Origin of the sequence: Pseudomonas sp. NFX224, assembly GCF_048565165.1 — a bacterium.
In the GTDB taxonomy this organism is placed as follows: domain Bacteria; phylum Pseudomonadota; class Gammaproteobacteria; order Pseudomonadales; family Pseudomonadaceae; genus Aquipseudomonas.
On sequence record NZ_CP183416.1, the window covers coordinates 5,381,801 to 5,407,712 of the forward strand.

General features: G+C 51.3%; 15 protein-coding genes and 2 pseudogenes. 11 read left to right on the plus strand and 6 right to left on the minus strand.

Going from position 1 to position 25,912, the window contains the following annotated elements:
• Positions 1 to 213: 213 nt before the first annotated feature.
• The 5 genes from ACNYC6_RS24600 to ACNYC6_RS24620 form a co-directional block, all read right to left on the minus strand.
• Entirely contained in the window at positions 214 to 1,614 is a 1,401-nt protein-coding gene (locus tag ACNYC6_RS24600) for a VOC family protein (protein ID WP_419709539.1), read from the minus strand.
• A 174-nt stretch (positions 1,615 to 1,788) separates the two neighbouring features.
• Entirely contained in the window at positions 1,789 to 3,021 is a 1,233-nt protein-coding gene (locus ACNYC6_RS24605) for a DUF3422 domain-containing protein (protein ID WP_419709540.1), read from the minus strand.
• 25 nt (positions 3,022 to 3,046) lie between these two features.
• Positions 3,047 to 6,103: an FAD-binding and (Fe-S)-binding domain-containing protein gene (locus ACNYC6_RS24610; protein WP_419709541.1), complete on the minus strand. Its 3,057-nt coding sequence runs from the start codon at positions 6,101 to 6,103 to the stop codon at positions 3,047 to 3,049.
• Between the two features lie 3 nt (positions 6,104 to 6,106).
• Positions 6,107 to 7,357: an aspartate aminotransferase family protein gene (locus tag ACNYC6_RS24615; protein WP_419709542.1), complete on the minus strand. Its 1,251-nt coding sequence runs from the start codon at positions 7,355 to 7,357 to the stop codon at positions 6,107 to 6,109.
• 229 nt (positions 7,358 to 7,586) lie between these two features.
• Positions 7,587 to 8,492: a LysR substrate-binding domain-containing protein gene (locus tag ACNYC6_RS24620; protein ID WP_419709543.1), complete on the minus strand. Its 906-nt coding sequence runs from the start codon at positions 8,490 to 8,492 to the stop codon at positions 7,587 to 7,589.
• Positions 8,493 to 8,635: 143 nt separating this feature from the next.
• On the opposite strand from ACNYC6_RS24620, the gene ACNYC6_RS24625 reads away from it, so the two are divergent.
• The 11 genes and pseudogenes from ACNYC6_RS24625 to ACNYC6_RS24675 all read left to right on the plus strand — a co-directional run bounded on the left by ACNYC6_RS24625 (position 8,636) and on the right by ACNYC6_RS24675 (position 23,228).
• Positions 8,636 to 10,126: an aldehyde dehydrogenase family protein gene (locus ACNYC6_RS24625; protein WP_419713006.1), complete on the plus strand. Its 1,491-nt coding sequence runs from the start codon at positions 8,636 to 8,638 to the stop codon at positions 10,124 to 10,126.
• A 219-nt stretch (positions 10,127 to 10,345) separates the two neighbouring features.
• Positions 10,346 to 10,654 (plus strand): hypothetical protein, encoded by a 309-nt coding sequence (locus tag ACNYC6_RS24630; RefSeq protein ID WP_419709544.1) that lies wholly within the window; start codon positions 10,346 to 10,348, stop codon positions 10,652 to 10,654.
• Positions 10,655 to 10,698: 44 nt separating this feature from the next.
• Positions 10,699 to 11,985, plus strand: a complete 1,287-nt coding sequence (locus tag ACNYC6_RS24635) for an NAD(P)/FAD-dependent oxidoreductase (protein ID WP_419709545.1) — start codon at positions 10,699 to 10,701, stop codon at positions 11,983 to 11,985.
• A 171-nt stretch (positions 11,986 to 12,156) separates the two neighbouring features.
• Positions 12,157 to 12,486, plus strand: a pseudogene (locus ACNYC6_RS24640) (ABC transporter substrate-binding protein); the annotation flags it as partial.
• 71 nt (positions 12,487 to 12,557) lie between these two features.
• Positions 12,558 to 13,655, plus strand: coding sequence for an IS630 family transposase (locus tag ACNYC6_RS24645; RefSeq protein WP_419709546.1), 1,098 nt, complete (start codon positions 12,558 to 12,560; stop codon positions 13,653 to 13,655).
• A pseudogene (locus ACNYC6_RS24650) lies at positions 13,651 to 14,451 on the plus strand (branched-chain amino acid ABC transporter substrate-binding protein); the annotation flags it as partial. The gene ACNYC6_RS24645 and the pseudogene ACNYC6_RS24650, both read left to right, overlap by 5 nt.
• 69 nt (positions 14,452 to 14,520) lie before the next feature.
• Entirely contained in the window at positions 14,521 to 15,435 is a 915-nt protein-coding gene (gene livH / locus ACNYC6_RS24655; RefSeq protein ID WP_419709547.1) for a high-affinity branched-chain amino acid ABC transporter permease LivH, read from the plus strand.
• A 1-nt stretch (position 15,436) separates the two neighbouring features.
• Complete coding sequence (livM, locus tag ACNYC6_RS24660) at positions 15,437 to 16,717, plus strand: high-affinity branched-chain amino acid ABC transporter permease LivM (RefSeq protein WP_419709548.1); 1,281 nt, start codon at positions 15,437 to 15,439, stop codon at positions 16,715 to 16,717.
• Positions 16,714 to 17,586, plus strand: coding sequence for an ABC transporter ATP-binding protein (locus ACNYC6_RS24665; protein WP_419709549.1), 873 nt, complete (start codon positions 16,714 to 16,716; stop codon positions 17,584 to 17,586). The genes livM and ACNYC6_RS24665 overlap by 4 nt, the downstream gene beginning before the upstream one ends.
• The gene (locus ACNYC6_RS24670) at positions 17,583 to 18,299 is read left to right on the plus strand and encodes an ABC transporter ATP-binding protein (protein WP_419709550.1); all 717 of its coding nucleotides are present in this window, start codon (positions 17,583 to 17,585) and stop codon (positions 18,297 to 18,299) included. Before ACNYC6_RS24665 ends, ACNYC6_RS24670 begins: the two co-directional genes overlap by 4 nt.
• 93 nt (positions 18,300 to 18,392) lie before the next feature.
• A complete protein-coding gene (locus ACNYC6_RS24675; RefSeq protein WP_419709551.1) occupies positions 18,393 to 23,228 on the plus strand; it encodes an NAD-glutamate dehydrogenase in 4,836 nt (1,611 codons plus the stop codon).
• Between the two features lie 627 nt (positions 23,229 to 23,855).
• Here ACNYC6_RS24675 and ACNYC6_RS24680 read toward each other — a convergent pair.
• Positions 23,856 to 25,265, minus strand: coding sequence for an amino acid permease (locus ACNYC6_RS24680; protein WP_419709552.1), 1,410 nt, complete (start codon positions 25,263 to 25,265; stop codon positions 23,856 to 23,858).
• Positions 25,266 to 25,912 lie beyond the last annotated feature (647 nt).

Below are 25,912 nucleotides of genomic sequence, written 5' to 3' on the forward strand. Positions count from 1 at the left end.
TGCTGCCTGCCTTAAGGGTGGCCGGATGAGCGTGGAACGGGTGGCCGGATCATCGTGGAATCAGTGGCCGGATGTTCATGGAATAGGTTGGCCGTGGAATCCGCAGTCGAATGGTGCGGTGTAAAGAGATGAGCTGTTCGATTTCTGGTTAGTAATGATTCGTTCGATAAAAAGAACAACGGCAAACCATGGTTTGCCGTTCATGCGTCGAATCTAGACGAGAGGGGGTACCGCCAGAATTATTGAGCATTCCAGCAAAGAGCGGCGTTGGGTGTCAGCGTAGAGCTTGAGCTCGTTGGTGACTTTTTGACCCAGTGCCTTTTCGAACTCCTCTTGATTTGAGCTGCCGGCGTAATGGGCTTGGGAATCATCGCCAAGGTTCGATTGGAAGATGCCCGCCGCGCTTACTGGCAGGAAGTCTTCATAGACGAGGGGCTCATATTGAATGTGACCCTGCTCAATGAGCTCTTGACGCGAGCTTGGGCGATAACTGTTGCTTCGGGATGCAATACCTTCCTGCGTTGGGAAATAGCGGAAGTAGGCAAGACCCTTGTCGTGCAATTCAGCGTAAGTGTCTGGAAACTCTTTGAAGTGCTTGGCCAGAAGCGCGGTGTATTGTTCTGCGTTGGACTCGGATGGGAATTCACCCAACTCTGAACGTGCAGCATTCAGTAGGGTATCGTAAAGGGCGCGACCTTTTGGTGTAAGTGCGGCACCTCGTTGTTCAATCTCCCCAAATCGAGCCGTATGACTACCCTTTGCACTGCCGCCTTGGTCAGTGAAGGCGACGATTTCTTGCAGAGCTTTGAAGCTGGTCTGGCGTAGCAAAATCGGGCATTTACGACGTGGAGGCCCTTCAATAACTGCCTTCGGTGTAATGCCTTTTTGAGGCATTCCGTCCTGGATCATGTCGATGTCCAGAGTACGAGGAGTGAGGTGATTGATATGCGGGCCTTTGAACGCGACAACATCGGCGATGAGCCTGTGTTGATCATGCAGGCGCTGATATTCTTTTGCCGTTACTGTCGCGTCGTGATGCCAGCGAAACGTCTCTAGGGCCTCCTGAATGAAGTCCTTGGCATCCTTGGCATCAAGGCCGCCATTAGTTTCGAACTTCTCGATGAGCGATAAAGCGTTCGGTGTGAAAATTTGACGCTGATCCAGGATTGCCTGCGCGAGTTTTCGAAGCTCTTGGTCTTCAATCAACTCCAGACGCAGGAGTGATGTGAAAACCCTGAAAGGACTAACCTGCAGTGAGTCTTCATGGATGGCACGAAATGCAGTGGAGTGCACTGGAACGCCGGCAGGGGTCAGATCGTAATAGCCGACAGGCTGCATACCCATCACGGCGAACAGTCGCGCAATTGTAGCCAGTTCTTGAGGAGTCCCAACGCGGATAGCCCCATGACGCTCCATGTCCAAACGCTCAATTTCTCCTGTCCGATTCAGATAGTCAGAAACGGCCTTATTTGACTCCAACACTTTAATGTTGGTTTCGGCGACAAGCTCCATGAGTGTTTCGTAAAGAGGAACCTCATCCTTGTACATTTCGGACATTGCACGGGAAAACTGGGTACGAATTTCGTCTGATTCGACGAAACCTGGGGTGTTCATCAAAGGAACTCCTTGCTGAATATCTACGTATGACGTGGACGGTCGATCTCAAAATAATGAGCTTTGTGCCCTGAATTCTGAGCATCATCGTTTATAGGTACAAACGATGTTTGCTCAGAATTTCATTCCCTCAGCTATTGAAGTGGGGCGGCGGTTTTCGAGGCTGCCAGGTTGCTAAGCTGTCGCGCGCTTTAGCCTCTTTGCTATAAGTAAAACCATTCCTATTACTAATGGAATCAACAGTGAAGCGACTATCCTGGGGGCGATGGATACACCTAGAGACGATAGGGTTTCGCAGATTATTTTCAGTACGCTGATTAGGTAGTAGCTGATTGCAATGATTGAGAACCCTTCAACAGCCTTCTGAATTCTTATCTGCGTCATTGCCCTCAGATCAAGAGCGGCGAGAATTTTTGAATTTTGCTCCTCTACCTCAACTTGAACCCTGGCTTGCAGCAGGTCTCCGAGGTTGGCGACACTGGTAGCAATACGTTCCAATCGTTTTTCTGTCGCTTCGCAATACCGAACGCCAGGTCGGAAGCGTCGTTCGATGAATTTGCCCACTTGCTGGTAGCCCTTTATGCAGCTCTCGCGCAGTTCTGAGACGCGTTCGAAGACAATGAGTGAGTAAGCTTCCGTGGCGCTAAAACGCTGCCGAGTCTTCGCTGTGCGGTTAGCTAGCTCAGCTGAAAGCAACGTAATTTCGTCCAGTAAAATTCGCGCCGAGCCACTGCATATCGATGAGTTTTTTTGAGCAAGCGATGCCAAGTTTCGTTCGAAAACCTGCAGCTCGACGCTAATCTCTTGTGCAAGGGGCAAGGTGAGAGAGGCAAGCATTCGGTAGGTTTCGATTTCAAGCAGACGTCGGATGCTGCGTCCAAGTCGAAACGCGTTCAAATTACTGTTCACCAGTAGGATGTGATTGAAACCGTCAGCGTCGAGGCGGAAATCACTCCAGATTGATGCATCTCCGTTGTTGATATTAGAGCTCGCTGGATCCTTAAACCCGTAGGACTGAGGCACTCCTAACCAATTGCGCGCTTCTTCGACCAGTATCTGGGTTGCATTGATTACCAGTGCTCTGTGTTGCGTGATGATTTCTTCTAAAAAATTAGGGGCCGTCGTCCATCCATCGAACGCTTCAGATCGCGGCACCACTACTGTCATGGTCAGAAATTCGGTATGCCACTCCCATTTGAAAGGAAGGCCGTCGATCCTCATGAGTTGGTGCCGTTTGGATATGTTCGGTGTGCCCAGCTCACAATGTGGTGAAAGTGTTTCGATTATTTCATTGGCAGAGTTACCGTCATCAAGGATTGCCAGGTGATAAATGATTGCAGGGCCGTCAAAATAAATTGATGGCCGCGCATGAAGTTCATCGTGAAGGCACTTTCGCAGGGGGTGCATTTAGGAGAACGCTCATCAAGCTGCTTTAGGATTTGATATGGGCTAGGAGCGCTTGGACAGGATGGTTTATTTTTTCATCCCCAAATCGCTTCACCTGGCTCCGGCAGGAGTAACCATTGGCCAGAAGCTTTCCGCTGGCTTTGTGTTTGTCCACGGCGGGTTGCCATGACAGACCATATATTCTCTTGGAGGTGTCGTAGTTTTGCGACTCGTGACCGTAGGTGCCGGACATACCGCAGCAACCGGTAGCCAAGACGGTCAGCTTCATGCCGAACTTTTCAAAAACTGTTTGCCAAAGGGCAGTGCTTACCGGGGTGTTCGTTTTTTCGGTGCAGTGAGCCATTAGCAAGTAGGGGGCTTGGGAGGCTGCGCGATTATTTATCACTGGTGATCCGACCTCGAAAATTTTGGCCAGCCATTCCTGTGGCAGAAATACCATCGGGCAGGCGTTCTCAGCTGATAGCTTCGAATACTCTTGGCGGTAGACAAGCGTCATCGCGGGATCCAGACCTACCAAGGGGATACCAAATTTGCCCAACTCGCTCAGCTTGGCCGAACTTTTTCTAGCTGTTTTTTCAAACGCTCCCAAAAAGCCTAAAACTTGGAGAGGCTTTCCGTTTGGCGAAAATGGAGCTAGGTAAATGTGGTATCCGATCTTGGATATCAGCTCGATCCAGTCCGATACCACCTGGGTTTCGAAGTACCTGGTAAAGGCGTCCTGAACCAAAATTACGCTTCGTTTGCGCTCGCTGTCAGTCAGTGAAGACAGCGTCTCTGACGTAGCGATTTTGACTTTTGCGTTTTTGACCGCTTCGGCCAAACTGATGTTGCTGAGCAATGGGCTGTCTACCATCCCTCCGTATTTCTTCAGGAAAAGGCTGACTGGCTTCGCACTCATAAGGGAGTTATAGAGCCAGGGCACTCTTGCAAAATACGGTATCGTGAACTCCAAGGATCCAATCAAATAGTCTTTGAGCGGGCGGAAGTAGCGCGTGTGGTAAAGCTCCAAAAAACGAGACCGAAACTCAGGCACGTTCACCTTTACGGGGCACTGGCCGGCACAAGACTTACAGGCCAAACATCCCGACATTGCATCGAAAACCTGATGGGAAAAATCTTCCTTGGTGCCTCGCGACTTGAAGCTAGTCTTTAACTTTCTCAACAGGCTGACCACGGTGCTTTCGTCTTTCGCACGCTGCGCGACTTTGAGAACATCGATGCCAGCATTACCTTGAATTCTTAGCCATTCACGAATCAGCGATGCACGCCCTTTCGGTGAGTGGACACGTTCCCTTGTGGCTTTCCAAGAAGGGCACATCGCATCATTAGGATCAAAGTTGTAGCAGGCACCGTTTCCGTTGCAGTGCACGGCGCTCTCGTAGCTTTGCCAGACTCGCTCATCGATCTGACGGTCGTACTCGCCCCGCATAGGCACTTCGTCAATCTTGAGAAGTTGCTCATTGCTATTGAGTGGCGTCGCAATTTTTCCAGGATTGAGCTGGTTGTAAGGGTCGAAGGCTGCCTTCAACTGCTGCAGGACGGGGTAAAGCTTGCCAAAGAATTTGGGCGCGTATTCCGATCGAATACCTTTTCCGTGCTCGCCCCACAATAAGCCTCCGTACTTGTGAGTCAGCTCTGCAACGCCATCAGAAACCGTTCGCACGAGAGAGGCTTGAGTCGGGTCTTTCATATCGAGAGCGGGTCGGACATGGAGTACGCCGGCATCGACATGGCCGAACATTCCGTATTGCAGATTGTGCGAGTCCAGCAGTGCCCGAAACTCAGTAATGAAGTCCGCTAGATTTTCTGGTGGTACTGCTGTGTCCTCTACAAATGGTTGAGGACGAATTTCGCCCTTCACGTTACCAAGCAGACCAACAGCACGCTTTCGCATCGAGTACACGCGAGAAATGGCTTGTGCGCCTTTGGCTAACGTATGGCCGATACGCTCAACGCTTTTGTCGGAGGATAAGTGTGCAAGGAAGTCGTTAACGGTGGCTTCCAGGGCGCAGGCGTCATCGCCGCTGAACTCGATGAGATTGATGCCCAAGGTCGGACGATTTGGATTGGGCGGAAAGTACTCAGCCACGTCGTGCCAAACAATGTCCTGCATTGCGAGGCCCAGTACTTTGGAGTCCACCGTCTCAATGGATAGCGGCGCGAGGGCCATTAGCGCACGCGCGTCACGCAAAGCTTCCATGAAGCTCGCGTACGAAACATTGATGAGTGTTGAGTGTTTGGGAATCGGCAAAACGTTAAGTTTGGCTTCCACGACGAAGCCCAGCGATCCTTCAGAACCACACAAAATGTTGTTCAGATTCACCAGTCCACGCTCGTCGCGGATGTGTGCCAAGTCATAACCGGTCAAACAACGATTGAGCTTTGGAAACGTTTTGTCGATGAGCTCCCGATGTTCCTTGTGAATATCGGTTACGCAGCGATGTACTTGGCCAACGATACCGGGAGTTGCAATGAACTGTTGGAGTTCGCCGTCATTGAGGGGCTTGCTGTTCAGCGTGTAGCCACCCAAGAGCATGCTCTTGAGCTCTAGGACATGATCTCTGGTTTTGCCATACGTGCAGCTGCCTTGCCCGCTGGCATCAGTGTTGATCATGCCGCCGATAGTGGCCCGATTCGATGTTGAAAGCTCTGGCGCGAAGAACAAACCATGAGGTTTCAAGGCCGCGTTGAGCTGGTCTTTGACCACTCCAGACTGTACTCGAACCCAACGCTCTTCGACGTTGATTTCCAGAATTTGATTGAGATGCTTCGAAAGGTCGACGATCAAGCCGTGTGTTAAGGATTGCCCATTTGTGCCAGTGCCACCGCCTCTCGGGGTAATAACGATTTGCCGAAATTCTTTCTGCGCAACAAGTCGAGTCAATATTTGGATGTCATGGGCATCACGGGGGAACAGCGCTGCTTGTGGCAAGCGCTGGTAGATCGAGTTGTCAGTCGCCAGCACGGTACGGTTGGCATAGTCAGGAGTTATTTCTCCCTTAAAACCTTGCGCATGGAGCGAGTCAAGGAAAGTACGATAGACCCTTGTGAGCTCTACCGGTGCAGCAATCTGGGCGATCATGTTTTAGCGAATTCCAGCCAGGCAGTTCTCGAAAATATCGAGACCTTCGTTCAAGATTTCTGGTTCGGTAGTCAGCGGTGGGAGCAGTCGGATGATGTGGCGAGATTTTCCGCTGGGCATCAGAAGCAGGCCGTTCTGTCTGGCGCTCCCAAGTAGCTGTGCTAATACCGACGTGGCTGGCGCTCCTTCAGGAGTTATCAGCTCTATACCTCTCATGGCACCAACCCCGGTCAACCTTCCGAGATAAGGAGAGAGCTTCTTTTGCTGCCATGCCAGATACCGACTTACGATTGCTTTTTCCTGGTACTCACCCCAAGAAGAAAGGTTGGTGTCTGTCATCTCGTCTAACGTGGCGAGCGCAGCAGCACAAGCTATCGGGTTGCCTGAATAAGTCCCACCCAGACCACCTTTTGGCAATGTGTCGAGCAGTTGTTTTTTACCGACGACAGCACCCAGCGGAAGACCGCCGGCGATGCTTTTGCCTAGCAGTATCAAATCGGGTTCGATACCTAGCCGCGTGAAAGCAAAGCGTTGGCCGGTACGACCGAATCCGGATTGAATTTCATCAACGATTAAAAGAATGCCTTTCTCGTCGCAAAACTTACGCAGCGCTTGTGCGAACTGAGGATCGAGTGCAAGAAATCCGCCTTCACCTTGAACAGGCTCGAGAATGAAACAGGCGACTTCTTCGACGTCGATCTCGACGCTGAACAGCCGATCCATCGCTTTGAGTGCTTCCTGCGTAGTTACACCAGTGTCTTCACTCGGGTAGGGCAGGTGATAAACGGGGCCTGGCAGCGTGCCAACACGCTGTTTGTACGGTGCTACTTTTCCGTTCAAATTCAGGGTGGCCAAAGTTCGTCCATGAAAGCCACCATCGAATGCTATGACCGCAGTGCGACCGGTAGCGGCACGCACAATTTTCAGCGCATTCTCTGCCGCCTCTGCGCCACTGTTGGTCAACATGCCACTGACTGGGAAGGACACGGGGATGAACTCGGCCAGTCGAGCCATCAGTTTCTTATAGGGTTCATGAGGCACCGCGTTGAATGCGTAGTGCGTCAGCCTAGAAGCTTGGTTGCACACGGCCTCAACGATCCGTGGATTGCAGTGACCTAGATTCAGAACGCCAATACCGCCTACGAAATCGATATAGCGCTTGCCGTCTGTATCCCATACCTGTGCATTGATGCCGTGGCTCAACGTGATCGGATGGACGATTGCGATGGACTCGCTAATGGAAGAATGTGTCATGACCGCACGTTCTCCATCGCCTCAGCCGACAAGTTTTCGCTCCGATTTTTCTCTTGTGGAGAAACGGAAAACATCAAGCCGATAGGTGTCGTCCATTGGCAATTTTTTTTGGCAAGCATTGGCATTTTGGTGTTCCTGGCTGCATAGGTTTTTTTCTATGTAAGCGAGGAATGCTTGGTCACGACAAGCGAAAAGAAATTACAGAGTCATTCCGTAAACTCTTGAATCATCAAATTGGGTGCTTTCCAAGTTTGGCTTGCTCCAGTACCCATTCCACAAAATTGCGTACCTTTGGGATGTCAGCGGCGTGTTCTGAATAGGCCATGAAATGCGAGCCAATGCTACGGACGGAGTAGTCCCAAGCAACGACTAATTTCTTATCGGCGATCTCGTCAGTGACAAGAAATTTAGGTACCAAGGCCACTCCGCAGCCTGCTTGGGCTGCGCGTATGCACATGTAAAAAGTGTCGAAGCGTGGCCCGTGATAGCTGTTTTCTGTATGCAGATCTTGCTCAAGAAACCATTCGTGCCAAGCCTCAGGTCGAGAGGTGCATTGCAGCAAGACCAGGTCAGTTAGGTCGGCTGCGCTCTTGATGGGTCTATTTTCGAGAGTTTCCGGGGAGCACACGGGAACAACATCCTCTCCGAAAAGCTTGGTGCAGACGGCTCCAGGCCACGAGCCCTGACCGAAGAAAAAGGCCACATCCGCCTTTGCCTTCAACAGGTCGAAGGGCTCCAGTTCGCTGCGAATTTCTAGATGGATATTGGGAAACCGCTTACTGAAACCTTTTAGGTTAGGCACCAGCCAGCGTGCGCCGAAGGTGGGTTGGGTTGCCACCCGCAGGACTTCTGTCTCGCCTCCGTAAGAAAGAATGTACCGACTCGACATGTCAACCTGGGTCAATATTTTATCGACCTCCGCAAGGTAAAGCTCGCCGGCAGGTGTTAGCTGCAGGCGTCGGCGCACCCTGTGAAAGAGATGATGTCGCAGCATTTCTTCAAGCTGAGCAACCTGCTTGCTAACGGCACTCTGGGTCAGATGGAGCTCTTCAGCGGCACGAGTAAAACTCAAGTGTCGAGCTGCTGCTTCGAAACACTGAAGGGCTGCCATGGAGGGAGTAAGACGTTTGGACATATCTCTCTCTATTCTGGTGAAAAATCAACTTCATTAGCTCAGGGAATGATGTGCTGAGTAAACGTCGTTTGTTGAACGATGGGATCGGATTAATACTGACCCAGATCAATAATTACAACCACCATCAGATGCAGGAGAGAAAAATGGTTGATGGACTGCTCAAAGGCCTTGGCGTTTCTGAGGCTGCATTCACGAATGGCGGCTATCCCATTCATACACCTATCGATGGTAGTCAGATCGCTTCCGTCACTTTAGAGGGCAAAGCTGCCGTCGCTAAGAAGATCGATCTTGCCCATCAGGCCTTCTTGGCGTGGCGCGACGTACCGGCACCGCGTCGTGGTGAACTGGTTCGTGTGTTCGGCGAGGTTCTGCGTAAGAACAAAGATCAGCTGGGTGAATTGGTATCGGTCGAAACTGGCAAGATCTTCCAAGAAGGTCTGGGCGAAGTTCAGGAAATGATCGACATCTGCGACTTCGCAGTTGGTTTGTCTCGTCAGCTGTATGGTTTGACTATCGCTTCTGAGCGCCCGGGTCACCACATGCGTGAAACTTGGCAGCCTCTCGGCGTCGTTGGTGTTATCAGCGCGTTTAACTTCCCTGCCGCAGTGTGGGCTTGGAACACTTCCCTGGCACTGGTTTGCGGTAACTCTGTGCTGTGGAAACCGTCCGAGAAAACGCCTCTGACTGCCTTGGCATGCCAGGCGCTTTTCGAGCAAGCACTGAAAATCTTCGGTCAGGCTCCAGAAGGGCTCAGCCAACTGATCATCGGTGATCGTGAGGCCGGTGAAGTTCTAGTTGATGATCCACGCATTCCGCTGATTAGTGCTACGGGCAGTACCCGCATGGGGCGTGAAGTAGGCCCACGAGTGGCAGCTCGTTTTGGTCGAAGCATTCTCGAACTCGGCGGCAACAATGCCATGATCCTGGCGCCTAGTGCTGACCTTGATTTGGCAGTGCGTGGCATCTTGTTCAGTGCTGTGGGTACCGCTGGTCAACGCTGCACGACGCTTCGTCGATTGATCGTGCACCGCTCGATCAAAGATGAGGTTGTTGCTCGCGTGAAAGCGGCTTACGCCAAGGTGCGTATCGGTGATCCACGTAAGGACAATCTGATTGGGCCTCTGATCGATGAGCACGCATTCGAATCGATGCAAGGTGCTTTGAGTCAAGCGCGAGACGAAGGTGGTCAGGTCTTTGGTGGTGAACGCCAGCTGCAGGATCAGTATCCAAATGCCTATTACGTCGCGCCGGCCATTGTAGAAATGCCAGGCCAGTCCGCCGTCGTTCGTCACGAAACCTTCGCCCCGATTCTGTACGTGTTGGCGTATGACGAGTTCGAAGAAGCGCTTCGTCTGAACAACGAGGTTCCACAAGGCCTGTCGTCCTGCATTTTCACCTTGGACGTACGCGAAGCCGAGCGTTTTCAAAGCGCATCTGGTAGCGATTGCGGTATCGCCAACGTCAATATCGGCACAAGTGGCGCCGAAATTGGTGGTGCATTCGGCGGCGAGAAAGAAACCGGTGGCGGTCGTGAGTCCGGTTCGGATTCCTGGAAAGCCTACATGCGTCGTCAGACAAATACCGTTAACTATTCTCGCGAGCTGCCACTGGCTCAAGGGATCGTTTTCGACTGATCTAGATTGCTCCCCTCGTCGGTTTTGACTGGCGAGGGGAGTTTAGTCTTTAGGATAAAAATTCGCCGCTAAAGGATGCAAATGAATAGCACAGGCGGGGGCTAATGATGTTCCGCCTGAAATAAATAAACGCCTGCAAAGCTGTAAAAAATAATAAAAGGCCAACGCCATGTTTGTGATATTTAGATCTGCCATCATATTTGTTAGAGAGGCTTGACTTTGGACACTGGAAAAGTGACGAAGGCGAATGCTCCTTTCTGGATGGCAATCGCTGCGCTATTGACTACCACTATTATTTTAATGGTGCAGTTGTTTAATTCTGAAAATTTCAAGCCGCAGATTCAGTCCACCGTCGGCATGCTGCTTGCAGCCATCATGTCCGTGAGCGTCGTTCGAATGCTCATCCAGGCGGTAAATTCTTCTCTCTTTGAGTACTCGAATCCCACTGCGGACGACGCTTTTAAAGCCAGGTCTCTGGTTCAGGGCGAGCCGCGTGAACTCACCCTTCCTGAACCCTTGGTTCTATAAACATATGTGTTCCACTGCGAGTCTGCGGTAGAGAGGTTGATTGTATGGTTGAGTTACGTCGAGAGTGTCTTTGGGAGCATGTAACTCCTAAGCAGGCATCACCATTCGCCCTGAAAAGCACTATCAAGGTGGACGTCTGCGTTATTGGTGGTGGTATTACTGGACTCTCTGCTGCGCTGAACTTGCTCGAGAAAGGCAAGAGCGTTGCTGTACTTGAAGCCCACCTGGTTGGTCACGGTGGATCTGGACGCAACGTTGGTTTAGTTAACGCCGGTACCTGGATCAGACCAGATGACGTGGAGACAACACTCGGCACTAAAGTAGGGGCACGTCTCAATAAGGTTCTTGGAGAGGCACCTGCTCAGGTTTTTGCGACGATCAAAAGACTAGGTATTGATTGCCAAGCGCGTAACGATGGCACGCTTCACATGGCTCATAACGCTTCAGGTGCTGCTGACTTGCAAGCCCGACATGATCAGTGGAAACGTCGAGGCGCGGATGTTGAACTGTTGACCGGATCAAATTGCCAGGAATACTGCGGCACGGATCAAATTTCAGCGGCGTTGTTGGATCGTCGGGCGGGAACGATAAACCCTATGGGCTATACAACGGGATTGGCCGCAGCAGTCCGGCAGTTGGGTGGCCGTTTGTTCCAAAACTCTGCCGTCACCCATTTGGAGAAGCAGGGTACCGCTTGGTTGGTTACGACCGCTGGTGGCGCAGTTCTTGCCGACAAAGTCGTAATATCAACCGGGGCCTATACCGAAGGCGATTGGTCAGAACTTCAGAAAAACTACTTCCGTGGTTATTACTATCAGGTGGCCTCGAAACCTCTGGTAGGGCCTGAAGCCGATGACGTGTTGAAGTATGGCCAAGGCTCTTGGGATACCCGTTTAGTATTAAGTAGCATCCGCCGAGATGCTGATGGACGGTTGTTGCTTGGCAGTATGGGGCGAACAGATAACAAGCCTGCTTGGTTCATCAAAGGATGGGCCGACAGGATACAAACTCATTATTTTCCTAAATTGGGAAAAGTAGAGTGGGAAATGCATTGGACTGGCTGTATTGATTTTACTCCAGATCATTTGATGCGCTTGTTTGAACCCTCCCCTGGGGTTGTTGCGGTTACTGGCTATAACGGACGGGGAAATACAACCGGTACCGTCGTTGGTAAAGCCTTGGCTGACTATTTGATTAACGACCAGCCTGATGAATTGCCAATACCGTTTTCGACGATGAAGCCTATTTATAGCGCTGGATTGCGTAGTGCGTTCTATGAAGGTGGATTCTCTCTCTACCATGCTGGCCAATGTTTGAGAGTCATATTGTAAAAATATAAATAGATTTTATGTGGGTCGCCCCTGCCGAATTTATGGTCAAGTTCGGTAGCTGGGAGCAGTCAGCCTGAAATTAGAGTTTTACTCTAACTGCCGTGGTCGTGCATTTTTTGGGTGCGCGTAATTAAACTGATGTTTTTCGTTTAAATAAGAAGAGGAAAAGACATGACATCTAAAAATTTTAGTATCAAAACTCTCAGTTTGGCGCTCGCGGCAGTCATGGGGCTATCTGCTCAGGCATATGCGGATATCAAAATTGGTGTGGCCGGGCCTCATACAGGCCCTAACGCAGCCTACGGCGATCAGCTTTGGAAGGGGGCCTCCCAAGCAGCCGAGGACATTAACGCCAAAGGTGGTATTAACGGCGAAAAAATTGTCCTGGTTAAAGGGGATGACGCTTGCGAGCCGAAGCAGGCTATCGCAGTCGCTAACCGATTGGTTGATTCCGATAAGGTCAAAGCGGTAATCGGTCACTTCTGTTCTTCATCTAGTGTGCTGTTCGCGAAATAAATTTCTCCATGCTTGCACTACACTTCAGGTGCCATTCCTACCTTGGAGAGTTCCTGGTGAGCGCTCTGGACATTACGCTTAGCCCTGAAGAATTTGCCGAACTGAGCCGCCGCGTACGTTCCGCCACCATCAGTCAGCGCGATGGCCGTCGAGCCCGCGTCATCTTGCTGGCAGCGCAAGGATCAATGCGAGAAGAAATTGTACGATTGACAGGTTTCTCTCGCCCTACGGTCACCGACTGGTGCCAGCGTTTTCAGGCGCTCAGATTGGAAGGCCTGCTCGACAAGCCTGGCCGAGGACGCAAATCCCCTCTGCCTGCCGACACGATCCGCCGCGTGCTCGAACAGGTCACTCAACCTCGTATCGGCGAGCCCCGCTGGAGCTGCCGAAGCATGGCCCGTGCCGCCGGCATATCAGCGACCACCGTGCATAAACTGTGGGCGGCCAATGACTTAAAGCCTCATCTGACACGTACCTTCAAACTGTCGAACGACCCGCAGTTCGAGGAGAAATTCTGGGATGTCATCGGCCTGTACCTGGCCCCGCCAGACAAGGCGTTGGTGCTCTGCTGCGACGAGAAAAGTCAGGTGCAAGCCTTGGAACGCACACAGCCTGGGCTGCCTCTGGGGATCGGTCATATCCAAACAAAATCCCATGATTACACTCGCCACGGCACGGTCACGCTGTTCGCAGCGCTGGATTATCTCCAAGGCAAACTGATCAGTAGCATCGAGCGCCAGCACCGCCATCAGGAGTGGTTGGCTTTCCTCAAGAAAATCGACAAGGAAACCCCCAAGCACCTCCAGCTGCATCTGATCGTGGATAACTATGCGACACACAAGCACGCCAAGGTGAAGGCTTGGCTAGCGAAACATCCGCGCTTCCATGTGCATTTCACGCCGACCTCCAGCTCGTGGATGAACATGGTCGAGCGGTTTTTCAGGGACATTACCGTGTTCTTGCGCGACGGCAGCTTCGGCTCCGTACGTGAGTTGGAAAGCTCGATTACCACCTTCCTGGCATTACGGAACGCACGACCGACCCGGTACGTTTGGAACGCGAAAGGCGAGGAAATTTTGAGCAAGATCCGGCGGGCACGTGAAGCGATGGAGACGCAGATGGAAGGGCAAGTTATTTCGAAAACAGCACACTAGCATTCCAGCATCAGAAGTCTATGAGGAAGCAGGGATCATATCGATTACACCTGGTTCCACAAGTCCGAAGTTGACGGATCGGGGTTATAACACTGTATTCCGCATGTGCGGCCGCGATGATCAGCAAGGCCTCATTGCAGGCAACTATATTGTAGATGATCTTAAGGCTACCAAAGTCGCCATTGTTCACGATAAAGACACTTACGGTCAGGGTCTTGCCCAAGCGACTCAAAACCAGCTGCACGCTCGCGGTGTTACGGAGGTGATGTTTGAAGGCCTGACGCGTGGCGAAAAGGATTTCAACTCTCTTGTTTCAAAAATCGCTGCTACAGGGGCTGAAGTCGTCTATTTCGGAGGTCTGCACTCAGAGGCAGGCCCATTAGTTCGCCAAATGCGTGAGCAAGGTCTTAAGGCGAAATTTATTTCCGATGACGGCATTGTAACCGACGAATTGGTGACTACTGCTGGTGGAGCAAAATATACAGAAGGCGTTTTGATGACCTTTGTAGTTGATCCTCGAACCCTTCCAGAAGGTCAGGATGTTGTAAAACGATTCCGTGATAAGGGTTACGAGCCTGAAGGTTACACCCTCTTTTCCTATGCCTCGCTGCAAACACTGGCTGCCGCATTTAAAGCTACTGGTGGTACTGATACCGAGAAGGCCAGTGTCTGGATTAAGTCGCATCCGGTCAGCACAGTTATGGGTAACAAGGAATGGGATGAGAAGGGCGATCTGAAAACGTCCCCTTATGTCATGTATCGCTGGGATGCAGCTGGTAAGTATAAGCAGCTTTAATCGCTGCGGTCTTTCAATGCCCATACCGTAGCTGGTATGGGTTGAACGCTTTTAACTGGGAGAGTCAATATGGACGCTCTGTTCCTCCAACAAATGGTCAATGGATTGACCTTAGGATCAGTTTACGGGCTGATCGCTATTGGTTACACCATGGTGTACGGGATTATCGGTATGATTAACTTCGCTCATGGCGAGGTTTACATGATTTCCGCGTACCTTTCTGCTATTACGTTGGCTCTCTTAGCATTCTTCGGTTTGCAGTCTTTCCCTCTTTTAATACTTGGAACACTAATAATAACGATCGTGATTACTTGTGTTTACGGTTGGGTAATCGAGCGCGTGGCCTACAAGCCGCTTCGTAATTCTACTCGCCTTGCTCCACTGATTTCAGCGATCGGGATTTCTCTGATTCTGCAGAACTATGTTCAGCTGACCCAGGGGGCTCGCCAGCAAGGTGTTCCAACATTAATGGAAGGTGCGGCGCGTTTTGATTTTAATGATGCGTTTGTTCAAATAACCTATACCAAAATTTTCATTCTACTGGCTTCCTTTGTTGGTATGGGTGTGTTGACCTATATCATTAAATTCACTCGTCTAGGGAGAATGTGCAGAGCAGTCCAGCAAGATCGAAAAATGGCATCCATATTGGGTATTAATACAGATCGAGTTATTTCCTATGTGTTTGTAATCGGCGCTGCCATGGCTGCTCTGGCAGGCGTTCTGATTACGATGAACTATGGCACCTTTGACTTTTATGCTGGATTCATCATTGGTATTAAAGCGTTCACTGCTGCTGTATTAGGTGGTATTGGTTCGTTGCCCGGTGCGATGTTGGGTGGGCTCATTCTTGGTATCGCCGAAGCTCAATTCGCGAGTGTCTTCAACTCGGATTACAAGGATGTGTTTTCGTTTGCACTCCTGGTAGTGATTTTGATCTTCCGTCCGCAAGGTCTCTTGGGACGTCCGCAAGTAACGAAGGTGTAACATGACTGCTCAGACGTCATCTTTTGACTTGAAAAAAAGTCTTCTGGATACATTGCTTGCAGGGTTGCTTGCGTTAATTGTATTCGGGCCAATCGTGGGCGTAGTCCTAGATGGCTACAGCTTCAACTTTCACGCCGATCGTGTGGTTTGGTTTGTCGCTGTAGTGATGGCCGGACGTTTCCTCGTAAGTGCCTTTTTGCAGACGTCTCATGGCAAAAAATTCCAGTCACGCTTCGAATTAACAGGCAGTGGAGTAACTGTGCTACCGCCGGGTTATAAATCAAATATACGCTGGGTTCTGCTCTTGGTTATCCTGGTCGCAGCGGTGTTACCTTTTGTGGCCAATAAGTACATTTTGACTGTCGTCATTCTGGGACTTATTTATGTACTGCTTGGGCTCGGGCTGAACATCGTTGTTGGTTTGGCTGGCTTGCTCGATCTCGGATATGTCGCATTTTACGCCATTGGTGCCTACGGGCTTGCGCTTGGCTATGAGCATCTGGGGCTCGGCTTTTGGTCGGCAATTCCGTTGGCTGCGCTGCTGGCGGCGTTTGCTGGGGCGATACTGGGCTTTCCCGTTTTGCGCATGCATGGAGACTACCTGGCAATCGTGACCCTTGGGTTCGGGGAAATCATTCGGCTCGTTCTCAATAACTGGATGTCCTTCACTGGCGGGCCTAATGGTATGTCGGTGCCTTCGCCTACATTCTTGGGGCTCGAATTTGGACGAAAGGCCAAAGACGGTGGTGTTCCATTTCATGAGTTTTTTGGAGTGGCCTACAACCCAAACCTGAAATTCATCTTCATTTACGTTGTGCTTTTCCTTGTCGTGTTGACGGTGCTCTATCTCAAACATCGCTTAACCCGCATGCCGATTGGCCGAGCCTGGGAAGCGTTGCGCGAAGATGAAATCGCATGCCGTGCAATGGGGCTCAATCATGTCCTTGTGAAGCTTTCGGCATTCATGATTGGCGCGTCGACTGCGGGTATCGCTGGTGTTTTCTTCGCCAGTTACCAGGGTTTCGTGAACCCGACCTCATTCACTTTCTTTGAATCCGCACTGATCCTTGCGATTGTCGTTTTGGGCGGGATGGGGTCAACAGTGGGTGTGGTGATTGCAGCCTTTGTACTCACGGTTGTACCGGAGTTGCTGCGTAACTTTGCTGACTACCGCGTGCTGCTCTTCGGGGTACTGATGGTGGTGATGATGATCTGGAAGCCGCGAGGACTAATCCGTATCAATCGGATTGGTGTTGCAACTCCGGAAGGAGTCGCGAAATGAAAGACGCTATTCTGCGTGTAGAGAGTCTCATGATGCACTTCGGTGGTATCAAGGCACTCAAGGACGTCAATCTCGAGGTTGAACGCTCCTCTATCACCGCATTGATCGGCCCCAATGGTGCCGGTAAGACAACAGTATTCAACTGCCTGACTGGTTTCTACAAAGCGTCAGGTGGAAGGATTCAGCTCAACGCACGTAAGCGCGATACCAACGTCATCAAGATCCTTGGTGAGCCGTTTCGTTTTACGGACTTCATCAGTCCTGTGAAGTTTGCATCTCGACTCTGGTTCAAGATGTTCGGTGGCACTCATTTGGTGAATCGAGCGGGCTTGGCGCGCACGTTTCAGAACATTCGCTTGTTTAAAGAAATGTCAGTGGTTGAAAACTTGCTGGTTGTTCAGCACATGCAGGCTAATCGGAGCCTGCTGGCAGGAGCATTGAATACCCCAGGTTACCGACGCACCGAAAAGGAGCTGATCAGGAATGCATTTCGTTGGCTGGAATTCGTTGACCTCGGCGAATTTGCAAATCGCCTAGCGGGAGAGTTGTCCTATGGGCAGCAGCGCCGTTTGGAGATCGCCCGCGCAATGTGCACCAATCCTGAATTGGTCTGCCTTGACGAGCCAGCAGCGGGCCTGAATCCGGCAGAAACGATAAAACTCACATCAATCATTCGGGGGCTGCGCGATATCCATGGCGTCACTGTGCTTCTGATTGAGCACGATATGGGGATGGTCATGAGTATCTCCGATCACATCATTGTGCTCGAGCATGGAGACGTGATCGCCCAGGGAGGCCCTGAACACATTCGTACTAACGAGCGAGTCATTGCCGCGTACCTCGGTGCTGATGAGGAGGAGGTCGCATGAAGGCGCCTATCTTGGAGTTACGCAACGTCGATGTTTTTTATGGGCCTATCCAGGCTCTGCGTGAGGTCTCGCTCGAGATACATGAGGGAGAAACAGTCTCCCTGATTGGCGCAAACGGCGCGGGTAAATCAACGTTACTGATGTCCATTTTCGGTCAACCCCGTGCAAGCGGTGGGGCGATACTTTACCGAGGAGAGGACATCAGCAAGAAATCATCCCACTACGTTGCCTCTAATGGCATTGCTCAGTCGCCTGAAGGTCGTCGTGTTTTCCCTGATATGACGGTCGAGGAGAATCTGCTAATGGGTACCATCCCGATCGGGATGACTCATGCAGCGGAAGACCTACAGCGGATGTTCGAACTCTTTCCGCGTTTGAAGGAGCGACGTAACCAAAGAGCGATGACAATGTCAGGCGGCGAACAGCAGATGCTTGCGATTGCGCGTGCCCTGATGAGTCGCCCTAAGATCCTGTTGTTGGATGAACCCAGCCTCGGATTGGCACCTATTGTGGTCAAGCACATTTTCCAGACACTCCGCGATCTGGCAAAAGGCGGCATGACGATTTTCCTCGTTGAGCAGAATGCTAACCATGCGCTCAAACTCAGTGACCGAGCTTATGTAATGGTCAATGGAGAAATCCGCATGTCTGGCACCGGACGCGAACTTCTTGAGGATCCTCAGGTGCGAGAGGCCTATTTAGGCGGGCACTGATCTAAACAATACCGCTCTCGGAGGATGCCGAGGGCGGTCTACAGATTATTCTCATCCCGTCGCATTTCATCACTCCTCCGCGTAGGCCAGGCTATGAATAGTGTCTCTGTTATCAGTGAAAATAATTTGAAATCTCAACTGCACCAAGCACTGGGGCAATATGTCAGTGATGACGAGATAAGCCAAGTTGTACAATTTTCTGATCAGTTCTATAGCTTTGCGGCGTTGGAGGAACTGAAGGATCGGCGAATTTCAGATTTGGCTGGTGCCACCATTTCTTCATGGAGAATGCTTATGCAGCATGACGCCAAGAGCCCCACAGTCCGAGTGTATAACCCGGATTTCGAGCGGCATGGGTGGCAGTCGCCACACACCGTTGTTGAGATGGTTTGCCCCCAGGCTCCTTTTTTAATTAACTCGATTCGAATGGAGCTGAACAATCGTGGATACAACATCCACACACTCCAAACCGCTGTTTTTGACCTCAAGCTCGGCGAGGTCGGGGGGGCGGTAGAGCTATCTACGAACTCATCCGACTTTGGCTCATCCAAGATCGCAGTGGCTTTTTTCGAGATTGATCGCTGCTCAAGTTCAAGCGAGCTTCGATCAATCGAAGTCGCGTTGGTAGAGGTGCTTGCAGAGGTCAGGCTGGTGGATGCGGATCTTTTACTTATGAAGATCAAGCTCAACGAGCTCAGCGCTTCTTTGGGTATGTTCGATCCGAACGCTCAACCTTCTGAGCTTGACGAAACAAGAGCTTTCTTCGATTGGATGCTCAAAGGCCACTTCACGTTCTTGGGTTATGAAGAGTTCAAGGTTATCAGCGACTCCTCTTTGGGACGCATTGAGTATGATGAGTCGTCGTTTTTGGGAGTCAGCCGTAGGTTGCATTCCGGCTTGGATAGTCATGATCTGAAGGTTCGGCCAGAAGTGAAGAACTTCCTGACTGCTTCTTTGTTGCTCTCCTTTGCTAAATCCTCGTACCTGAGCCGCGTTAGACGAGCGACCTATGCGGATTACGTTTCTCTGAGAGAGATTGATTCTGCTGGGAATGTTGTTAAAGAGCATCGATTCATTGGCTTGTTCTATTCCCATGGCCAAAGCGTGCGTGATATTCCCTGTATTCGCAAAAAGGTAGCTCAAGTCGAAGAGCGCTCAGGGTATGGGGCGGAGAGCCATTTGGGGCAGGAGCTTGCAAGAATCCTTGAAGCGCTGCCAAGAGATGATTTGTATCAAAGCTCGGTGGACGAACTGTTCCCAACCGTCATTTCTATCGCGCAAATTCAGGAGCGCTTCAAGGTTCGTGCATTCTTTCGAACTGACCCCTATGACCGGTTCTTCTACTGCCTGACTTATGTTCCTCGTGAGATTTATTCCACTGAAATTCGTCTGAAGATCCAGCAGGTACTGATGGCTGCCGTCGGTGCGCAGGCGTGTGAGTTCTGGACGGTGTTCTCTGAGTCTGTCCTGGCTCGCGTTCAGTTTATTCTTCCTCTGACGGATCACTATGCGGTGACGGTTGACTACAAACTTCTTGAGCAGCAAGTGATTCAGGCATGCCGTTCTTGGCAGGATGAGTACGCTAGCCTAACGGTAGAGAGTTTCGGCGAGGCCAATGGCACCAATGTATTGGCTGACTTCCCGAAAGGCTTCCCGGCCGGTTACCGCGAGCGTTTCGCCGCTTACTCTGCCGTGGTCGACATGCAGCACTTGCTGAACCTGACTGAAGCCAATCCACTGGTGATGAGCTTCTATCAGCCATTGGGTCAGGTGTCCGGTCAACGCGAGCTGCATTGCAAGCTGTACCACGCCGATACCCCACTGGCGTTGTCCGACGTGTTGCCAATCCTGGAAAACCTCGGCCTGCGCGTGCTGGGTGAATTCCCGTATCGCCTGCGTCACAACAATGGTCGCGAGTTATGGATTCACGATTTTGCGTTCACCGCCGCCGAAGGCCTGGAGCTGGACATTCAGCAACTCAACGACACCCTGCAGGACGCCTTCGTCCACATCGTGCGTGGTGATGCCGAAAATGATGCGTTTAACCGCTTGGTATTGACGGCTGGTCTGCCATGGCGTGACGTGGCACTGCTGCGTGCCTATGCCCGTTACATGAAGCAGATCCGCCTGGGCTTCGACCTGGGCTACATCGCCAGCACCCTGAACAACCACGCCGACATCGCTCGCGAGTTGACCCGGTTGTTCAAAACCCGTTTCTACCTGGCGCGCAAGCTGGACAGTGAGGATCTGGAAGATAAGCAGCAACGTCTGGAACACGCGATTCTGAGCGCGCTGGACGATGTCCAGGTGTTGAATGAAGACCGCATCCTGCGTCGCTACCTCGACTTGATCAAAGCGACCCTGCGCACCAATTTTTATCAGACTGATCTCCACGGTCAGAACAAGTCCTACTTCAGCTTCAAGTTCAACCCGCACCAGATTCCTGAGCTGCCCAAGCCGGTACCGAAGTTCGAAATTTTCGTGTACTCGCCTCGCGTCGAGGGCGTGCACCTGCGCTTCGGTAATGTTGCTCGCGGGGGGCTGCGTTGGTCTGACCGTGAAGAAGACTTCCGTACCGAAGTCCTAGGCCTGGTAAAAGCCCAGCAAGTGAAGAACTCGGTCATCGTGCCAGTGGGCGCGAAGGGCGGCTTCCTGCCGCGTCGCCTGCCACTGGGCGGTAGCCGTGACGAGATTGCGGCCGAGGGCATCGCCTGCTACCGCATCTTCATCTCGGGCCTGCTGGACATCACCGACAACCTGAAAGACGGCGCGCTCGTGCCACCGGCCAACGTCGTGCGTCATGACGACGATGACCCGTACCTGGTAGTGGCAGCGGACAAGGGCACTGCAACCTTCTCCGACATCGCCAACGGCATAGCTATCGACTACGGCTTCTGGCTTGGCGATGCGTTCGCTTCCGGTGGTTCGGCCGGTTACGACCACAAGAAAATGGGCATCACCGCCAAGGGCGCGTGGGTGGGCGTACAACGCCACTTCCGCGAGCGCGGCATCAATGTCCAGGAAGACAGCATCACCGTGGTTGGCGTCGGCGACATGGCCGGTGACGTGTTCGGTAACGGCTTGTTGATGTCTGACAAGCTGCAACTGGTTGCGGCATTCAACCACCTGCACATCTTCATCGACCCGAACCCGAACCCGGCGACCAGCTTCGCCGAGCGTCAGCGCCTGTTCGACCTGCCACGTTCGGCCTGGTCTGACTACGACACCAGCATCATGTCCGAAGGTGGCGGCATCTTCTCCCGTAGCGCGAAGAGCATCGCGATTTCCCCGCAGATGCAGGAACGCTTCGACATCCAGGCCGACAAGCTGACCCCGACCGAGCTGCTGAACGCCTTGCTCAAGGCGCCGGTGGACCTGTTGTGGAACGGCGGTATCGGTACGTACGTCAAGGCCAGCAGCGAAAGCCACGCCGATGTCGGCGACAAGGCCAACGATGCATTGCGCGTGAACGGCAACGAACTGCGCTGCAAAGTGGTGGGCGAGGGCGGTAACCTCGGCATGACCCAGCTGGGTCGCGTGGAATTCGGCCTCAACGGCGGCGGTTCCAACACCGACTTCATCGACAACGCTGGCGGTGTGGACTGCTCCGACCACGAAGTGAACATCAAGATCCTGCTGAACGAAGTGGTTCAGGCCGGCGACATGACCGACAAGCAGCGCAACCAGCTGCTGGCGAGCATGACCGACGAAGTCGGTGGCCTGGTGCTGGGCAACAACTACAAGCAGACCCAGGCGCTGTCCCTGGCGGCCCGTCGTGCCTTGCCGCGGATTGCCGAATACAAGCGCCTGATGAACGATCTGGAAGGTCGCGGCAAGCTGGACCGCGCCATCGAGTTCCTGCCGTCTGAAGACCAGATCAACGAGCGCGTCGCCGCAGGCCATGGCCTGACCCGCGCCGAGCTGTCGGTATTGATCTCCTACAGCAAGATCGACCTCAAGGAGCAGTTGCTGGGCTCTCTGGTACCGGACGACGCGTATCTGACACGGGATATGGAAGGTGCCTTCCCATCATCGCTGGTGAGTAATTTCGGTGAAGCGATGCGAAGCCATCGGCTCAAGCGTGAGATTGTCAGCAACCAGATCGCTAACGATCTTGTCAATAATATGGGTATAACTTTTGTTCAGTCCTTGTGCGAATCAACGGGAAAAAGCCCGGCTGATGTTGTCGAAGCCTATGTGATTGTGCGAGATGTATTCCATCTGCCCCATTGGTTTCACCAGGTCGAAGCTTTGGACTACCAAGTGCCGGTGGAGATCCAGTTCAGTCTGATGGACGAGCTGATTCACTTGTGTAGCCGTGCTACACGATGGTTTCTTCGAAGCCGCCGCAACGAACAAGATGCAGCTCGCGACGTGATTCACTTTGGCCCACACATCGCAGCACTTGGTTTGGAATTAGATGATCTGTTGCAAGGTCAGGCGCGTGATGAATGGGGGCATCGTTATCATGAGTTTGTTCAAGCGGGTGTACCTGAGCTTTTAGCTCGATTGGTTGCCGGTGCAGATCATTTGTACAACCTGCTGCCAGCGATTGAGGCCTCAGGTAGCACCACTCATAGTCCTGCTGAAATGGTTAAAGCTTTCTTTGCAGCGGGCAGTGCTCTAGAGCTGAACTGGTATCTCCAGGAGCTGGGTAATCTACCGGCGGAAAACAATTGGCAGTCACTGGCCCGCGAGTCGCTACGGGATGACGCGGACAAGCAGTTGAGCACCATCGTCATGTCTATCATGAAATCAGGCTCGGAGTCCTCGGATGGTGCCGAAGCGACACAGGTATGGGTGACTCAGAACGCTGTGATCATCGATAAGTGGATACATTTGATTGATGAGCTAAAGTCTGCGCCGAAAAGTGACTGGAGCATGTACACAGTTGCAAATATCCAGTTAATGAGCCTTTCCACCATTTAGTGCGGGTATGAGCAATGTACCAACCCATAGGGTGGTTGCTGACAAATATATTGGGTACTCCAACTCCCCCTCAATGAGGATTAATAGCAGCAAAAATGCCAAGTGTGGGTTGGCTGGGTCTAGATGGTTAGGCAAAATGCCATTACTTACGAGCTTTTTTCAACTGAGCTGCAGTCTAAGTAATAAGACTCTCCCGTTTTCTCAAATGTGTATCCCGACTTTTTGTGTAGGCGCGTTTTCCCCATCGTTGAGTAATCAACCGATGGGGTTTTTTTGAGTAGTTCGTTAGTCTGGACGTACATCGTGTCCAATCGAAAATCTGGATTGTGATGGCTTACTAAAAGCCAACGGCTTTCGGGGTAACGGGCTGGCGGCAGTCGCCTCGGACTGTATTGAAAAAATGTCTCTAACGGTAGGTCGTGCTATGTCGGCTCGCAGTTAGTGCGACGTCTCGATCAGGGAGAATGGGGCGCACGATAATCAATAGTAACTAGTGCTTCCAGCGTTACGTTAATCGACTATTAAAGAAAAAGTTTTAATGCGGAGATGGGTGGTAGCATTCGGAATATAATCTGAAATGAAAAAAGCCCAAGGAAAACCATGGGCTAGTGGTGTTGTTTGGTGTTGCTATTTGATTTTTCTTTCGAAAATTTGCTGCTGGTAATAGGCGTGTGTAGTAGGCTTTCGACGTAAGGTTCCCATCATTAATATAGTTCCAGCAACAATGGCTGTCATCAGGGTTTCGTATCTGTAATGCTCGCTTACTAGCATGTATCCCAGTACCAGCGTGATCGTCGCGATTACAAACCAAGTCAACCAAGGGAATAGCCACATTTTGAATTCAGGAGGAGTTTCCTCTCTCTCCAGTTTGGCCCGCATTCTCAGTTGAGATATGGCAATTACTAGATAAACTAGGAGGGCAATGGCTCCGGTAGTGGAGAGTAGAAAACCAAAGACTTTGCCAGGGAAAGCATAGTTAACGAAACATCCCACAAAACCCGCGAGTGTAGAGAGTATGACCGCTACAGTTGGGACTCCATTGCCAGAGATGCGGCGGGTCGTCGGATGTGCTTCTCCGCGTACGCCTAATGAATAGAGCATGCGAGAGGCGGTATAGAGGCCTGAGTTCATGCAGCTCGTTACAGCAACGAGCACCACGATATCTACCATTAGTTTAGCCCCAGGTACATTCAGAATCTCTAGTGCGCGTTGAAATGAGCCTACCTCCATTAATCGAGTGTCATTCCATGCAACTAGCGAAACGATGAAAAATATAGAGGCAATATAAAATATCGCAATACGATAAACTACCAGATTTGTTGCTTTTCGGATTTTCTCCTTCGGGTTCTCTGTTTCTTCTGCTGCGATCGTTACGATTTCTGCTCCGAAAAATGAGAAAATTGTAACGAGAACTCCCCCAAGTACCGCTCCAAACCCATTGGGCATGAAACCGCCGTTAGATAATAGTTGACCAACTCCGAATGTTTTGGCCAGTGGCCAGTATCCGCTAACCCCAAGAGCACAAACGATAATAAATGCTGCAATGGCGACGACTTTAACCAGTGCAAACCAATATTCGAACTCACCGAAATTTTTTACGCTTGCCAGGTTCGTGGATGACAGCGTCACCATAATGAGAAAGGCAAACAGCCACGAGGGGACTGCTGGAATCCATGCGTGGAGGATGTCAGCGCCAGCGATCGCTTCGACGGGAATAATCAGTACCCAGAACCACCAGTAAAGCCAACCAATTGTAAAACCTGCCCAGGGGCCAATTGCACGTCCCGCATAAGTGGAAAACGAACCGCTGTCAGGGCTGGCAATAGCCATTTCGCCCAGCATACGCATAACAAGAAGAACAAGAAGGCCCGTAAGGCCATAGGAAATCAAAATAGCGGGCCCAGCAGTTGCAATCGCATTTGATGAACCGATGAATAAGCCGGCGCCAATAATTCCTGCAATTGAGATCATCGAAACTTGACGGGAAGTTAACCCATGTTTAAGTGAGCTTGTCTCTTTTTTTTGTGGCGAGACCATGTTTTGTCCTCTGTTCGGCACGTATTGTCAAGGTTGTTGTAAGTTTTGAGCCTGGCAGTGATTGCGGAATAAGAATGCTGTTTTTTTGTAGTTTGTTTTACTATCTGGCTTGAATTTTTAGCGGATGCTTCGGGAGCGTTAAGCCTTTTGTGTCGGGTGTTGGATTTTTTATCTTTGCCATAATTTTTTCAATTTGTTGAAAATTGGCGATGGCTGGTATTGTATAAGGTGTGTTTTTTGTTGTGATGCAGCGAGGTTGAACTTTCCGCATTTAACAATGCCTATTATTTTTTGATAGGCGCAGTGAAGGTGGTTTTCCTTTTGCTGCTGTCGCTATGTTTGATTACGAATGATGACAATGTTCGGGGCTTGAGGAGCAGTGCTCCTAAGAATTGACATTTGCAGACTCTTTTTCAGCTAGTGCTGCGTAGGTGATAAGATGCATGGGTTTTTTTCGTAATGTCAATAACCCTTAGTGTCTTGCCTGCTCAGGATTTTTGGTAAGCCAGTGCGCGCAGCATGCGCATAATTGAGAAGTTTTTAACTGCATTTTTTTGTGTGCACTTTGTGTGCATCAGAGCTTATTTTTCTCCTTGCATGATGGGGGATTCAGCTTGGGTGGGATCGATTGAGAAATGATTAGAAAA